General features: G+C 67.4%; 15 protein-coding genes. 3 read left to right on the top strand and 12 right to left on the bottom strand.

Annotated features, from left to right (window positions below; genetic code table 11):
• Positions 1-19: 19 nt before the first annotated feature.
• The gene (locus C5E06_RS06515; protein ID WP_104240878.1) at positions 20-337 is read right to left on the bottom strand and encodes a LysM peptidoglycan-binding domain-containing protein; all 318 of its coding nucleotides are present in this window, start codon (positions 335-337) and stop codon (positions 20-22) included.
• A gap of 225 nt (positions 338-562) precedes the next feature.
• Here C5E06_RS06515 and lexA point away from each other — a divergent pair, with 225 nt between their 5' ends.
• Complete coding sequence (gene lexA, locus C5E06_RS06510; protein WP_104240877.1) at positions 563-1,216, top strand: transcriptional repressor LexA; 654 nt, start codon at positions 563-565, stop codon at positions 1,214-1,216.
• 113 nt (positions 1,217-1,329) lie between these two features.
• On the opposite strand, the gene hflX is transcribed toward lexA, so the two are convergent.
• Positions 1,330-2,856, bottom strand: a complete 1,527-nt coding sequence (gene hflX / locus C5E06_RS06505; protein ID WP_104240876.1) for a GTPase HflX — start codon at positions 2,854-2,856, stop codon at positions 1,330-1,332.
• Positions 2,857-2,892: 36 nt separating this feature from the next.
• On the opposite strand from hflX, the gene C5E06_RS06500 reads away from it, so the two are divergent.
• Positions 2,893-3,504, top strand: coding sequence for a class I SAM-dependent methyltransferase (locus C5E06_RS06500; protein WP_104240875.1), 612 nt, complete (start codon positions 2,893-2,895; stop codon positions 3,502-3,504).
• Here the strand turns inward: C5E06_RS06500 and dapF are convergent.
• The 3 genes from dapF to miaB are packed head-to-tail and all read right to left on the bottom strand — an operon-like array spanning position 3,473 to position 6,877.
• Positions 3,473-4,384 (bottom strand): diaminopimelate epimerase, encoded by a 912-nt coding sequence (dapF, locus tag C5E06_RS06495; protein WP_104306366.1) that lies wholly within the window; start codon positions 4,382-4,384, stop codon positions 3,473-3,475. The two genes, C5E06_RS06500 and dapF, sit on opposite strands and share 32 nt — an antisense overlap.
• 55 nt (positions 4,385-4,439) lie before the next feature.
• The gene (miaA, locus tag C5E06_RS06490; RefSeq protein WP_104240873.1) at positions 4,440-5,357 is read right to left on the bottom strand and encodes a tRNA (adenosine(37)-N6)-dimethylallyltransferase MiaA; all 918 of its coding nucleotides are present in this window, start codon (positions 5,355-5,357) and stop codon (positions 4,440-4,442) included.
• A complete protein-coding gene (gene miaB / locus C5E06_RS06485; RefSeq protein WP_104306365.1) occupies positions 5,354-6,877 on the bottom strand; it encodes a tRNA (N6-isopentenyl adenosine(37)-C2)-methylthiotransferase MiaB in 1,524 nt (507 codons plus the stop codon). The genes miaA and miaB overlap by 4 nt, the downstream gene beginning before the upstream one ends.
• Before the next feature lie 67 nt (positions 6,878-6,944).
• Here miaB and C5E06_RS06480 point away from each other — a divergent pair, with 67 nt between their 5' ends.
• A complete protein-coding gene (locus C5E06_RS06480; protein WP_146081322.1) occupies positions 6,945-7,886 on the top strand; it encodes a hypothetical protein in 942 nt (313 codons plus the stop codon).
• On the opposite strand, the gene C5E06_RS06475 is transcribed toward C5E06_RS06480, so the two are convergent.
• The 7 genes from C5E06_RS06475 to C5E06_RS06445 form a co-directional block, all read right to left on the bottom strand.
• A complete protein-coding gene (locus C5E06_RS06475; RefSeq protein WP_181057868.1) occupies positions 7,848-8,480 on the bottom strand; it encodes a regulatory protein RecX in 633 nt (210 codons plus the stop codon). The genes C5E06_RS06480 and C5E06_RS06475 overlap by 39 nt on opposite strands.
• 206 nt (positions 8,481-8,686) lie before the next feature.
• A complete protein-coding gene (gene recA / locus C5E06_RS06470; protein WP_104240869.1) occupies positions 8,687-9,766 on the bottom strand; it encodes a recombinase RecA in 1,080 nt (359 codons plus the stop codon).
• Between the two features lie 258 nt (positions 9,767-10,024).
• On the bottom strand, positions 10,025-10,255 hold the full coding sequence (locus C5E06_RS06465; protein WP_104240868.1) for a DUF3046 domain-containing protein: 231 nt from the start codon (positions 10,253-10,255) through the stop codon (positions 10,025-10,027).
• A 72-nt stretch (positions 10,256-10,327) separates the two neighbouring features.
• Positions 10,328-10,639: a helix-turn-helix domain-containing protein gene (locus tag C5E06_RS06460; RefSeq protein WP_104240867.1), complete on the bottom strand. Its 312-nt coding sequence runs from the start codon at positions 10,637-10,639 to the stop codon at positions 10,328-10,330.
• A gap of 169 nt (positions 10,640-10,808) precedes the next feature.
• Positions 10,809-11,348, bottom strand: coding sequence for a CinA family protein (locus C5E06_RS06455; RefSeq protein WP_104240866.1), 540 nt, complete (start codon positions 11,346-11,348; stop codon positions 10,809-10,811).
• The gene (pgsA, locus tag C5E06_RS06450; protein ID WP_104240865.1) at positions 11,345-11,977 is read right to left on the bottom strand and encodes a CDP-diacylglycerol--glycerol-3-phosphate 3-phosphatidyltransferase; all 633 of its coding nucleotides are present in this window, start codon (positions 11,975-11,977) and stop codon (positions 11,345-11,347) included. The genes C5E06_RS06455 and pgsA overlap by 4 nt, the downstream gene beginning before the upstream one ends.
• 14 nt (positions 11,978-11,991) lie before the next feature.
• Positions 11,992-14,847 carry a DNA translocase FtsK gene (locus C5E06_RS06445; RefSeq protein WP_104306362.1) on the bottom strand — a complete coding sequence of 952 codons (2,856 nt, stop codon included), beginning with the start codon at positions 14,845-14,847 and terminating at the stop codon, positions 11,992-11,994.
• Positions 14,848-14,916: the final 69 nt, after the last annotated feature.

Raw genomic sequence — 14,916 nt, 5'->3', positions numbered from 1 at the left:
CCTGGAATGGGCTGTGGACTCAGTCGAGTGGGAGGGCGAGGCGCTGCCCGGCCTGAACCGTGCCGTTCTCAAGAGCGTTGAGCTTGGATATCTCGACGATGACGTCGCGGATATCGGAATCGCCCGCGACCTCCTCGGCGATGCCCCAGAGCGTGTCGCCAGCGCCGACGGTGACGTACTCGAACTCGACGCCTGCGGCGTCGCTCGAGGCCGCCGCGGAGTTCATGTGCGTGGCCCCGAGGGCGATGGCTGCGGCGACGGGCAGCGCAGCGATGGCGAGCAGGACACGACGGCCTCGGACGGTGAGGCGGAGTGGTGCAACGGCAGTGGTGTTCATGATTCCTCCTGATTCGTCCACATCTTCGAGTGGTCGAATGTATGTACTGAATATAGCTACGAACAAAGTGCCAAGTCAAGGCTTCCAGTTCGAATCTCTCGAACTTTCATCCACAACACTCGAAGAAATGTTTCGTACCTGCGTGCACCCTCGGTAGGGTTGGCGCTATCAGGCAGTGCATCACCTGCCACCGACATTCCGTGTCGGAGAGCGGACGGAGACGACATGGCCAAGAAGCCAGCGAGCGACATCTACAGAAAACTGACCGAGAAGCAGGAGCGCATCCTGACCTGCATCATGGAGTCGGTGCGCACGCGCGGGTACCCGCCGAGCATGCGCGAGATCGGCGACGAAGTCGGCCTCGTCTCCTTGTCGAGCGTCACCCACCAGCTCGGCCAGCTGGAGAAGTTCGGCTACATCAAGCGCAATCCGGGCATGCCCCGCGCCCTCGAGGTGCTGGTGCACTTCGACCACACCGACGATGGCGATTCCAACGAGACGGCTGAGGCCGCGTTCGTCCCGGTGGTCGGCAGGATCGCAGCCGGCATCCCGATCACGGCGGAGCAGCAGGTCGAAGACGTCTTCGCGCTCCCCCGTCAGATCGTCGGCAAGGGAGAGCTCTTCCTGCTGCGTGTCGTTGGCGAGTCGATGATCGATGCTGCCATCTGCGACGGCGACTGGGTCGTCGTGCGGTCACAGCGCAACGCGGAGAACGGCGACATCGTCGCCGCGATGCTCGACGGAGAAGCCACGGTCAAGACCTTCCGCAAGCGTGACGGCCACATCTGGCTGCTCCCCCGCAACAGCGACTTCGAGCCCATCCTCGGCGATGAGTCCGAGATCCTCGGCAAGGTCGTCGCTGTCCTCCGCTCCATCTGAGAGCAGCCGGAAGCACCGGCGCCTGCACACGTCAGCAGATGCAGAAGAGCGGCGAGCCCGATGGGCTCGCCGCTCTTCTGCATGCCTCCCTCAGGAGGACTGAGGCGTATGCGTCAGCCTGCGACCGCGAACGCCTCGAACAGTCCGAGCTGGTCGGGGTGGACCCGGGCCTTGAGCCGCGTGCCGCTCTCCACGTGCTCGAGCTCGAGCACGGCACCTCGCTCGTGCAGGTAGGAGACGAGATCGCCGCGCTCGAAGGGCACAAGGACCTCGATGGTCACCTCGGGGGTTGGCAGGAGCTCGGCGATGCGCCCGAGCAGCAGGTCGATGCCCTCACCCGTGTGCGCGGAGACGAAGAGGCCGTCGGGGGCGAGCCCCTGGAGCTCGAGGCGTCGATCGCTATCGACCAGGTCGGCCTTCGTGAAGACCACGATCTCGGGAACATCGTGGGCTTCGACCTCTCCGATGACGTCTCGCACCGTGGCGAGCTGCGCGGCGGGATCCGGGTGGGAGGCATCGACGGCATGCACGATGACATCGGCAGCCTGCAGCTCCTCGAGCGTCGAGCGGAAGGCTTCGACCAGCTGGTGGGGCAGGTTACGCACGAAGCCGACCGTGTCGGCAATCGTGTAGGGGCGGCCGTCTTCCGTCGCCGCCTTGCGCACCGTCGCGTCGAGGGTCGCGAAGAGAACGTTCTCGACCAGGACGCCCGCATGCGTGATGCGGTTGAGGAGGCTCGACTTGCCGGCGTTCGTGTACCCCACGATCGCGACGGCCGGAACCTGGTTGCGCTGTCGGGTCGCGCGCTTCACGTCACGCGAATCCTTCATGTCGGCGATCTGGTGGCGAAGCTTGGCCATCTTCGTGCGGATGCGCCGACGGTCGAGCTCGATCTTGGTCTCTCCAGGGCCTCGTGACCCCATGCCGGCACCGCCGGAGCCGACCTGGCCACCGGCCTGCCGGGACATCGACTCGCCCCATCCGCGAAGGCGCGGGAGCATGTACTCCATCTGCGCCAGCTCGACCTGCGCCTTGCCCTCGCGGCTCTTGGCGTGCTGGGAGAAGATGTCGAGGATCACCGCGGTGCGGTCGATGACCTTCACCTTGATCTCGTCTTCGAGCGCGCGACGCTGGCTGGGCGCGAGCTCGGTGTCGGCGACCACCGTGTCGGCTTCGAGCGCCGCGACGATCTCCTTGAGCTCAGCGACCTTGCCTCGGCCGAGGTACGTGGCGGGGTCGGGGTTCGGCCGACGCTGCAGCACGCCGTCGAGGACGACGGCTCCCGCAGTTTCGGCGAGCGCGGCTAGCTCCTGCATCGAGTTCTCGGCCTCCTCGAGGGAGTTCCTGCGGTAGACGCCGACGAGCACGACCCGCTCGAGGCGCACCTTGCGGTACTCGACCTCGGTGACGTCCTCGAGTTCCGTTCGCAGGCTCTCGACTCGTCGCAGCGACTGCCTGGCTTCTCGTTCGAGCTGGTCGCCGTCGGCCTCGCCGTCATAGCTCGTGCTGGCGCCGTCCTGCAGCGCCTGCGCTCTGCCGGAGGAGAACAGGGTCATCGTGGCGCCCGGTTCCTTCGCGGCTCGGAGGATTCGGTCGATCGCGTCGTTGCTCTCGCCTGGAGGAGTCTCAGAATCTCGCATATTCGTACTATTCTACGCCGGTGCTAGCGTCTAGGGGTGACCGCTCAGCATTACTTCTCAGCAACCCCGGACGGGCCTCTCGAGCGGCGACGCGTCGTCGCCAACCTCCGGGGCCGAACGGTGACCGTCATCACGGCAGGCGGTACCTTCAGCCCTGAGCACGTGGACCGCGGCACCCAGGCGCTCCTGCACGCAGCACCCCCGCCGCCCTCGACCGGAACCGCGCTGGACCTCGGGTGCGGCTGGGGACCGATCGCACTCGCACTCGCACTCGAGTCGCCCGAACTGGACGTGCGGGCCGTCGACGTCAACGAACGGGCGCTGCTGCTCACCGGTGAGAACGCGCAGGCCCTCGGACTCGACAACATCACGCCGACACGCCCCGAGGATGTCCCCGAGGACACGACCTTCGACCTCATCTGGTCGAACCCGCCCATCCGAATCGGCAAAGAGGCCCTGCACGAGCTGCTCTCCGCGTGGCTGCCGCGCCTCAGCGCCGAGGGAGAAGCCTGGCTCGTCGTCGCCAAGAAGCTCGGCGGCGACTCACTGCAGTCCTGGATCGCGGCGCAGTTCGGACCAGAGCTGTCCGTCGAGCGGCACTCGACGGACGCGGGCTTCAGAGTGCTGCGGGTGAGGCGAGTTCGCTAGCGAGCTCGTCCTCGATACTGCCCGTGAAGGCGATCTCGGCCGGCCCCGCCAGGAAGACATGCTCGACGCCGTCGACAGCTCCGACCGTCACCTGCAGCACACCACCCGGCACACCGACCGACCAGGCATCCGGCGCGCCAGCGCCCGCCCAGTAGCGAACCGCCAGTGCTGACGCGACGGCCCCGGTGCCGCAGGAGAGGGTCTCGCCGACGCCCCGCTCGTGCACGCGCATCCGGATGTGCCCGACGCCGTCCTGCACGAGCTGGTCGTGCGGGACGACGAACTCGACGTTGGCTCCCAGCTCAGGGGCTGGATCGATGAGCGGTGCATGGAAGAGCTCGAGCCGCTCGAGCTCTTCCTCGCTCGAGAGCGCGACGACGACGTGAGGGTTTCCGACATCGATCCCGAGCCCCGGGCGTGAGACGCCGATGTGCGGGACGGTGACGAGCGGCTCGCCACCTTCGAGGCGCCACGGCCCCATGTCGACCTTGAAGCCCGTGCCGTCTCGCTCGACGACCCGCAGACCGGCACGCGTGCCGATCTCCAGCCGGTCACCCGCCTCAAGGGTCACCAGCCCTGTTTCCGTGAGGAAGCGCGCGAACGCGCGCACCCCGTTGCCGCACATCTCCGCGATCGATCCGTCGCCGTTGCGGTAGTCCATGAACCATTCGGCCAGGGGGTGGGCTGCCTGCAGCTCGCGCCCTTCAGCGAGGTTCTGCGAGCGAACCGCTCGGATGAGACCGTCTGCGCCGACACCGAAATTGCGATCGCACAGCCGCGCCACGCGCTGAGGCCCGAGGTCCAGCTCCCCGTCCGGGTCGGAGACGAGGACGAAGTCGTTGCCGGTGGCCTGCGCCTTGGTGAACGCGAGTTGTGTCATGGGGCCAATGCTACGGAACTCTCGATCCCCGTGTGCGCCGTGCGTGGTCTCCCGGTCAGAGTCCGGCGGCCTGGAGGATGCGCTGCGCTGCGAACCCCTCCCCGCTCTGGGCGCGGACCGCGCTCTCGTAGCGTCGGAACCAGGAGACCTGGCGCCTGGCGTACTTCCGGGTCAAGAGCTGCGCCTCTGCGATCGCCTCGGCACGGCTCATCTCGCCCCGAAGCTCCGCGAGTGCCTGCTGGTACCCGATCGCGCGCTTGGCGGTGCCGCCCTGCTCCAGCCCGGCCTCGGCAAGCGCCTGCGTCTCCTCCAGCAGCCCCGACTCCCACATGCGCTCGACGCGGGCGTCGAGCCTGGGGGTGAGCACCTCCCGGTGCTCTTCGACGACGGCGAACGTCACGTCCCGCCATCTGGCTTCCTGGTCAGGCAGCTGAGCGCTGAACGGCTCCCCCGTGACCTCGATCACCTCGAGCGCCCGTACGAGGCGCCGTCCGTTGCGCGCGTCGATGGTGGCCGCGGCCTGGGGGTCGAGTGCACGGAGCCGCGCGAAGAGCGGACCGGGACCCTCGAGCTGCAGCTCCGCCTCGAGTTCGGCTCGCACGGCGGGGTCGGTCCCTGGAAAGCGCAGATCGAAGCAGACGGCCGCGATGTAGAGCCCAGAGCCCCCGACGAGGATGGGCACATCTCCCTCGGCCTCGATCTCCTCGATCAGCCCTCGAGCCCGCTCTTGATACCAGGCGACACTCGCGTCTTCCGTGACATCGAGCACGTCGAGCAGGTGATGCGGCACCCCCTCACGGTCTTCGGGGGCGAGCTTGGCGGTTCCGACATCCATGCCCCGATAGAGCTGCATGGCGTCGGCGTTGATGACCTGAGCTCCGCGCCCGGAGGCACGCAGGCGGGCGGCGATGTCCAGCGACAGCTGCGACTTCCCCGTGCCGGTTGCTCCCCCGATGGCGATGAACACGCTCAGCCGCGCCGGATCGTCGGGAGTCCGAGCGAGACGCGAGCAGGTGCCCCGGCCGGCGCGGGGACTGCGCAGCTCTCGGCAAGCGAGCGGTCCCAGGCGTCCCCCGCTCTCGTGCGACGGACGTCGAGGCGGCTCGATGTGGCATCTGCGACGAGGTGGAACGATGCCGCTCCCGTGATCTCAGCGGTGACGACATCACCGGGTCGTGGACGTTCTGCGCCGTCTGGGAGCGAGAAGTGCACAAGCCGGTTGTCCTCCGAGCGTCCCGACATGCGGTGTGTCTCGTCGTCCTTCTTGCCTTCTGCTGCGCTGACCAGGATGCGCTGGACGCTGCCGATCAGCTTCTCGTTCTCTTCCCGGCTGATGCGATCCTGCAGCTTCATGAGTCGCTCGTAGCGCTCCTGCACGACTGCCTTCGGCACCTGATCGGGCATCGTCGCGGCCGGGGTTCCTGGCCGGATGGAGTACTGGAAGGTGAATGCGCTCGCGAATCTGGACGCCTCGACGACACGCATCGTCTCTGCGAAGTCTTCCTCGGTCTCGCCGGGGAAGCCGACGATGATGTCCGTCGTTATCGCGGCGTGAGGCATCTGCTCGCGGACGCTGTCGAGGATGCCGAGGAACTTGGCGCTCCGATAGGAGCGCCTCATGGCCTTCAAGATGCGGTCGGAGCCCGATTGCAGCGGCATGTGCAGCTGGGGCATCACGTTGGGCGTCTCGGCCATGGCATCGATGACGTCCTGCGTGAAGGCCGCCGGGTGCGGGCTGGTGAAGCGCACCCGCTCGAGCCCATCGATGTTGCCAGCGGCACGGAGGAGCTTGCTGAACGCCTGCCGGTCGCCGAACTCGACTCCGTACGAGTTGACGTTCTGCCCGAGGAGGGTGACTTCGATGGCGCCATCGTCGACGAGCGCCTGGATCTCGTTCAGGACATCGCCTGGCCTGCGGTCCTTCTCCTTGCCCCGCAGAGATGGGACGATGCAGAACGTGCAGGTGTTGTTGCAGCCGACGGAGATCGAGACCCACCCCGAGTAGGTCGAGTCACGCTTCGTCGGAAGTGTGGAGGGGAACACGTCGAGGGACTCGAGGATCTCGAGCTGTGCTTCCTCGTTGTGGCGGGCTCGCTCGAGGAGACTCGGGAGCGCACCCATGTTGTGCGTGCCGAACACGACGTCGACCCATGGGGCCTTGTCGAGGATCGTCCCGCGGTCCTTCTGCGCGAGGCATCCGCCGACGGCGATCTGCATGCCCTCGTGCTCGCGCTTGATCGCGGCGAGCTGGCCGAGGTTGCCGTAGAGCCGGTTGTCGGCGTTCTCTCGAACCGCACAGGTGTTGATGACGACGATGTCCGGGTCGGCTCCGTCGGCTTCGACGTAGCCTGCCGCACGAAGGGATCCGGACATGCGCTCGGAGTCGTGCACGTTCATCTGGCAGCCCAGAGTGCGCACCTCGTAGCTCCGCGGAGTACCGTCCGGCTTGAGTGCTGCCGGGGATGATGCGATGGGTGTGGCTGTCTCGCTCATGATCCGTCAATTCTACGTTCGCTTCACGCCTGACCATTCCCACCGCTACGCTGACGGGATGCGAGCCATGACCTCAGATGACGGCGTCACGCCAGCAACTTCTCTTGCTCTTCAGCGAGGTCTGCTGCAGACCGATGCCGGCCCAGTGGAGGCTCATGGTGCGCGGGTCGCTGCGATCTCGGCCCCGAGCGGGGCTCTGTACGTAGGTCCCGCTGGCGGTGAGAACGGTGTCGATGGCCTGGTCCTCCGGACGAGCGGCGGCCCGCTGGCTGCGACGACGACGGTGGTGTCGGATGCGTCTGGGGCCTCGCGAGTGGAAGCGCTCACGGTCTCGACGAACGACGAGCCCGAGCGCTGGCGCGATGCGCCCCGCGAGGAGGCGTACTGGCATTCGCTGCCTGGCGAGCTGCAGGGCGAGATACCGGTGGTCGAGCCCCGTCACGGTCTGCTGATCGTGTGCGACGCGGGGCTGCGCGACCAGTACCGGCAGAGTGATTTCGCGTGGGATCGCTGGGTCGACGAGGTCGTGGCCCCCGCCGCAGCCGCGAGCTCGGAAGCGGCGGTTGCTGTGGCGTTCGCTGGTCGAAGTGAGGTGCTCCTGGCCCTGTCGTCCGTCTCGTTTCCGTCGGGTGCCGCGGTTTTCGCCGGGTTCGATGCTGGCCTGCAGATCGCTGCAGTGCATCTTGCGCCGGTTGCCGAGCATGAGCAGGAGGCTGCGATCGTTCTGGTGCGGCGAGCGCGCGCCTCGTTGCGTGACGGAGACCCGGCAGGGGCGACGGCTCAGGCTATGGCGGCGATCTCTGCGCTCGAAGCGGAACGTGATCTGCGCGCCGCTGGCCGAGTCGGATTCGTGCTCGCAGAGGCGCATGACCGTGCCGGTGCCCCGGCTGCCGCCCGCCGAGCCCTCGAGGAGGCGCTTGTCCGCCTCGAGGTGACGCGCGACGCCGAGGGCCAGCGAGTGGCGCTGGCGCTACTCGACGGGCGTGGCGCCGAAGAACACGCCGGCTGAACCGCTCGAAGACCTGCCTGACCTCGGTCCGCCCTGCACGACTTCGCGTGCCGCGTTGAAGGCAACACCAGCGGAATAGCCGCGTCGTGACAGGAAACCGGCGATGCGCCGGATCGCGACGTCGGGCTCCAGGCCCTTGACACGTCGAAGCCGGTCGGCGGCGAGGTCGCGAGCCCGTTCGAGCTCGTCGTCACGGTCGACTTCGGCGAGGGCCTCCGTCATGGCCTCAGCCGAGATGAAGCGCTCTCGGAGCGCGCGCTCGACTCCCTGGATGCCGGAGTGCTTCTTGTCTCGCGCCTTGTGAACAAGCAGCTCGGCGAGCCGCAGGTCGTCGAGGTAGCCGAGTTCCGTGCACCGTTCGATGACCTGTTCGATCTCGTCGTCGTCGAGGCGAAGGGACTCTTCGAACTCGGCGGCTTCCTCGGTGCCGTCCTCCGGAGCATGCGCACCCTTGGGATCTTCACCACGCCAAGCCCGGAGGAGGCGTCGCGCCTCCTCCGTGGACCGGTCGCTGCGAGCAAGGGCCCGCACGAGCGTCTCCTGCGCCTCCGCGGTGAGCCGCTCTCGAGCTTCCGAGTCCATCCCAGCGGGCACGACGGCCGTGAAAGCCTGTGTATCGCCTTGCCCGCCAGGGATGGAAACGAGTCTTGGAGCGCTCTCCGCTGCGGTGTGAACGCCCGACGCCGGGGCCTCAGGCGCCGAGGGGCGTGTTTCAGCCGGAGCTTCAGCGGCAGCGGGGCCGCGTTTGCGCCCCTCCGGTGACGCCCCGAAGAGGGGCGTCACCGGAGCGAGGTCGTCGGTCATGCGCCGCGCCGCTGAGCGACCTTCGCGTCGGCGACGGGCGCCAGTGGTGCCTCGACTGCCTCGGCAGGAGCCTCGGCAGACTGCCCGACGCCGAGCTTCGCCAGGATCTTGCGTTCGATCTCCTCAGCGATCTCGGGGTGCTGGATGAGGAAGTTGCGGGCGTTCTCCTTGCCCTGGCCGAGCTGGTCACCCTCGTAGGTGTACCAAGCGCCGGACTTGCGCACCAGGCCGTGCTCGACACCGAAGTCGATGAGCGAGCCCTCGCGAGAGATTCCGACGCCGTAGAGAATGTCGAACTCCGCCTGCTTGAAGGGCGGCGCCATCTTGTTCTTGACGACCTTGACTCGCGTGCGGTTTCCGACGGCTTCCGTGCCGTCCTTGAGGGTCTCGATACGACGGATATCGAGGCGGACGGAGGCGTAGAACTTCAGCGCCTTGCCACCGGCGGTCGTCTCGGGGCTGCCGAAGAAGACACCGATCTTCTCGCGCAGCTGGTTGATGAAGATGGCTGTGGTCTTGGTCTGGCTGAGACCACCCGTCAGCTTGCGGAGCGCCTGGGACATGAGGCGTGCCTGCAGGCCGACGTGGCTGTCGCCCATCTCGCCCTCGATCTCGGCCTTCGGCACGAGTGCTGCGACGGAGTCGATGACGACCAGGTCGACCGAGCCCGAGCGGATCAGCATGTCGGTGATCTCGAGCGCCTGCTCTCCGGTGTCTGGCTGAGCGACGAGGAGGGCGTCGATGTCGACACCGAGCTTCTTCGCGTACTCGGGGTCGAGGGCGTGCTCGGCGTCGATGAACGCCGCGATGCCGCCCGCTCGCTGGGCGTTCGCGATGGCGTGCAGCGTGAGGGTCGTCTTACCCGAGGACTCGGGACCGTAGATCTCGACGATACGTCCGCGAGGGAGTCCGCCGATGCCGAGGGCGACGTCGAGCGCGACGGAGCCGGTCGGGATGGTCTCAACGGGTGCGCGCTCGTCGCTTCCGAGGCGCATGACCGACCCCTTGCCGAACTGGCGGTCGATCTGAGCGAGTGCGGCGTCAAGCGCCTTTTCGCGGTCTGCTGGGTTTGGCATGGTGGTGATCCTCTCGGGATGTGGCGGTCGCCTCTCGGCTGTCGCGCGCTGATGGAGAGCGCTGACGACAAGGCGGATCGGGTTCCTTGGCTACTCGAGTTTCACGGTAGAGGCGACCACCGACATTCGGTGATCGAGACCCTGCAACTGTGGACAAGTCTCCGAGGAGTCCGACAGGAACACCCTACGCGCTTAGAACACGACTTCGAACATTCCGCAGGCGTGTCGGATCCGACACGGAGTCGCGCGGGCCGGAGATCAGCCTCGACGGTCGGGATCTATCGTGCCGACTCCGTGGCGCCTACCCTCGGGAACACCGGTGTCGATGCAGAGCGCGAGCCAGATCGCACGCGGCTCGACGCCATCGTCGAGGGCCTGCTTCGCGGTGCGATCGCCGAGGGCCCCCAACACGAGGTCTCTCATCAGCGAGCGCCCGTAGGCCTCGCCGAACTCATCGACCACGGCCCTGTCGAACTCGCTCTTGCGCATCCCCCAAGCGTACGCCGACGGCGCCGCAGCAGATGCTGCGACGCCGTTGGACGTACCTTCGAAGCCGTCCCGCTAACGAGTGACGAGCGGCTTGCGCATGCCGAGCAGCAGGTCGTCCGGAACCGTGTCCGGGATGCTCGTCTCAAAGCGCTCATGAACGGCCAGACGGTCGCCCACTTCGCGGTAGATGGTTGAGAGGGGGGTCTCGAGGGCTTCGGCCACCGAAGCGAGGATCTCGCTCGAGGCTTCCTTCTGCCCGCGCTCGACCTCACTCAGGTACCCGAGTGCAACCGAGGCGCGACCCGCGACCTGCCGGAGCGTGTGCCCCTTGCGCAGGCGCACATCGCGCAGGACTTCACCGATCTCTTGACGCGCTAGGACCATAGCGGGGTCCTCCTTACTGCCGTGTGCCAAGAACTGTAACTTACGAGACTTCGTGGAGACTTCGTCACGCTGAGAACAACCAAGCAAACCCCGATGGTATTCCTGAAAGAAAGCCGAATGTTGAGGCGATCCGACTCAACCTTCGTGTGGCTCCGACCACGATACCTCGTCAGTGTTCCACGAGCATTTCGAGCACGTTGTGAACAGCCGCCTCGACCGTCGCCCCACGCACGCGCTGCCGACTGCCCTCGGGGTCGTCGAGTCGAACGAGCGAGGAGAAGTCCAGGTCGATCACCCGATCGCCGAAGAGCGAGGAGATACCCACGAAGACGATGCCGGGCGCTCGCCCGGCCTGCGCCTGCGGACCGGCGACCCCCGTCGTCGACAGCCCGATGTCGAGGCGATCGGCGCGACCCGCTGCGAGCGCTGTCCGAGCGCCGAGCGCCATCGCCGCAGCGACGTCAGGATCGACCGGGCCCCGCTCCGCGAGCAGGTCCTCGTCGACTCCGAGCAGCGAGTGCTTGAGCTCTGTGCGATAGGCAACGATTCCGCCCGCCAGCGACGCCGAGATCCCAGGGATCTTCACGAGTTCGGCGACGAGCGCCCCGCCGGTCAGGGACTCCGCGACGCCGATGCTGAGGCCGGCCTCGAGGAGGACACGCCCCAACTCGACCGTCTGTGGGAGTGCTGGTGTGATTCCGCCGGTCATCGCAGGGTGCTCCCATCATCGGCCCGCAGTTCGGGCGCCTTCTTCTTCTGTGGCCGGTAGGCCTCCCACAGGTAATCGAGACCAGACCACACCGTGAGGATGAACGCCGCGGACATGAGGATCCCGTTGACCCAGTGCACCCAATCCCCGAACACGACCCAGAGCGGGAGCAGGGCGAGCGAGATGGCGATGGCCTGGACCAGGGTCTTGAGCTTCCCGCCGCGTCCGGCCGGGAGCACGCGCTTCTTGGCGACGGCGAGACGCCAGAAGGTGATGCCGAGCTCGCGGACGAGGATGATGATCGTCACCCACCACGGCAGCTCTCCGAGCACCGACAGCATGACGAGTGCCGTGCCGGTGAGCGCCTTGTCTGCGATGGGGTCGAGCAGCTTGCCGAGGTCCGTGATGAGGTTCCTGCTGCGCGCGATGTGCCCGTCAAGGCTGTCGGTGGCGATCGCGACGATGAAGAGCACCGCGGCCGCCCAGCGCCAAGGGCCATCGCTCGATTCGTCGAGGAGGAGGAACCAGACGAAGACCGGCACGAGCAGGATGCGCGCGATGGTGATGAGGTTCGGCACGCACCAGTTGCTCACCGGTCCATCGCCCCCGCGGAGTATTCGGCCGGTCATCGTTATGCCTCTCGCTAGTCGCGCCCTGTCAGACTCCAGGCGTCGTCGTCGCCGCTTTCGGCTTCGACTTCTTCCAGCCCATCGTATTGGGCCGCGACGGCGTCGAACGACGCGGCCATGCCATCCTGCTCGGCCATCGACGCCGCATTGGATGCCGGAGCACCTGCCGCCGGGTCCTGGCCGCGGATGCGCGCGAGCACGCCGGGGAGTTCCTCGGCGGTGACGAGGACGTCTCGCGCCTTGGACCCCTCGGAGGGACCGACGATCTCTCGGGATTCCATGAGGTCCATGAGCCTGCCGGCCTTCGCGAATCCGACGCGCAGCTTGCGCTGCAGCATAGAGGTCGAGCCGAACTGCGAGTTCACGACCAGCTCGGCTGCCGCGAGCAGGAGCTCGAGATCGTCGCCGATGTCGGCATCGATCTCCTTCTTCTCCACGACCTGCGCGACGTCGGCTCGATATTCGGGCTGCGCCTGGCGCTTGACGTGCGCCACGATCTCCATGATCTCTTTGTCGTTGACCCAGGCACCCTGCACGCGGGCGGCCTTGTTGGCTCCCGATGGGAGGAAGAGGGCGTCGCCCTGGCCGATGAGCGACTCGGCGCCGACCTGGTCGAGGATGACGCGCGAGTCGGTGGAGCTGGTCACCGCGAACGCGAGGCGGCTCGGCACGTTGGCCTTGATGAGACCGGTGACGACATCGACGCTGGGGCGCTGCGTCGCGAGTACGAGGTGGATTCCGGCGGCACGCGCGAGCTGGGTGATGCGGACGATCGAGTCCTCGACGTCGCGCGGGGCAACCATCATCAGCTCGGCGAGCTCGTCGACCACGACAAGCAGGTAGGGGTACGGCTTGAGCTTCCGCTTCGAACCCTCAGGGAGGACGATGCCGCCCGAGCGGATGGCCGCGTTGAAGTCGTCGACGTGGCGGTAGCCGAAGCTCTCGAGGTCGTCATAGCGCATCTCCATCTCCTTCACGACCCACTGCAGCGCTTCCGCCGCCTTCTTGGGGTTCGTGATGATGGGGGTGATGAGGTGCGGGACGCCGCTGTACGGCGTGAGCTCGACGCGCTTCGGGTCGACGAGGACCATTCGCACCTCGGCAGGGGTCGCGCGCATGAGCAGCGACACGATCATGGAGTTGACGAAGCTCGACTTTCCGGCCCCCGTGGCACCCGCCACGAGGAGGTGCGGCATCTTGGCGAGGTTCGCGAGCACGAAGCCGCCCTCGACGTCCTTGCCGACGCCGATCGTCATGGGGTGGCGCGCTGCGATCGACTCCGGGGACTGCAGGACGTCTCCGAGCGAGACCACCTCGCGGTCGGAGTTCGGGATCTCCACGCCGATGGCGCTCTTTCCGGGAATCGGCGAGAGGATGCGGACCTGATTGCTCTTGACCGCGTAGGCGATGTTGTTGGAGAGCTGAGTGACGCGCTCGACCTTGACGCCGGGGGCCACCTCGACCTCGTAGCGCGTGACGGTCGGGCCGCGCGAGAAGCCCGTGACCTTCGCGTCGACCTTGAACTGCGCGAACGTCGAGTTGAGCGCCTCGACGATGAGGTCATTGGCTTCGGTGCGCGCGAGTGCCGGCGCACCGCGCGAGAGCATCGACTGCACCGGGAGGCTGTATGCCTGGCCCGGGGCGCCCGCGTCGCGGGAATCCCACTGCTCGGCTCCGTCTTCCGCCGAGGCCGAAGGCTCTGCCGTCGCGGCTGTCGGCGCCGGTGTGGCCGGCGCCGCGGCTGCGGGTGGCCCGAAGAGATCGGCGAACTCGTCCGGATCGGTCGGCGTCGAGTCGTCCTGGATCCCTGTGGCCGAGAAGAGCGTGGGCTCGGCGACGTCGATGACATCGGTGGCGTCGTCCATCCGCACTCCGGAGAGGACCGCGGTCGGCTGCGGTCCGGTCACCGCGTTGTCCGGGTCCTCGGAGGTGAGACCGCGCAGGACGGTCGTCGTCGCCTCCGGGTCGATGCGGTGGTGCTCGTGCTTCTTGGTGTCGGCGACAGCGGTGTCGTACGGCTGCTCCTCGTAGTCGACGTCCTCTTCGCGGCCGGAGTCGTTGCGTCGCCACCACGGGAGGCGGTCCGACTCCGACGAGCGTCCGCGGTCTTCTCCGCCGAGCAGGCTCTCGTCGTCGCCGGACGCCGCCTTGCCGGCCTTCGCCGAGCGGGCGTGGGCTGCGGACTCCTCGTCGATGCCGAACATCCAGGCCCACAGCTCGCGAAGCCTGACGACGACCTTGTGCGGCGGGGTCTTCGTGATGATGAAGACGGAGAGCAGGATGAGGAGACCCGCGACGATGGCCGCACCGATGGGGGTGATGACAACACCGAGAGTGCCGCCGAGGAGCCAGCCGAGGACTCCGCCGCCCAGGGCGAGCGCTGGCATGCCGTTGACGGGGTCGGGGCTGTCCGCGAGCACGTGGCAGATCGCGGAGCTCGAGACGATCCCGAGGAAGAGGCCGACGCCGATGCGCCCGTTGTCGCTCACGGAAGAGGGATGCCGGAAGAGCCAGAGCGCGAAGAACGCGAGCACGACGGGCAGCGCATAGGAGACGCGGCCGAAGAACCCGCCGAACGTGTAGTCGTTCAGGGCCGTGGCGACGCCGTTCCCGGGGAAGAACCAGACGACCACGCCGCCGATGACCGCGAGCAGGAGGAGCAGGAACGGGAATCCGTCGCGCCGCTGGTCCTTCTCGAGCGTCTCGGGCCCGAGCGCCCGAGCGGTCTGGCCGGCGACGTTCGCGGCGGCCATCCAGGCGCGGGTCGCGATGCCCGGCTTCTCGGTCTCCGCCGGCGCCTTCGCGGCTGCCGCGCTCGCCCGCTTCTTGGGCGCGGGGGTTCGCTTGGTGTTGGACGGAGTTGTGGCCATGGTGCCCAAGGTACCTGCGGCCACCGACAGGATCGAGGATGACGCCCCGAGAGCCGCCGAGATCGGCGA

The sequence above is a fragment of the Pseudoclavibacter sp. RFBI5 genome (genome assembly GCF_002931395.1).
Lineage (GTDB): Bacteria > Actinomycetota > Actinomycetes > Actinomycetales > Microbacteriaceae > Pseudoclavibacter.
Note: the sequence above shows the minus strand (reverse complement) of the source record. Positions and strands in the feature narration are given on the sequence as shown.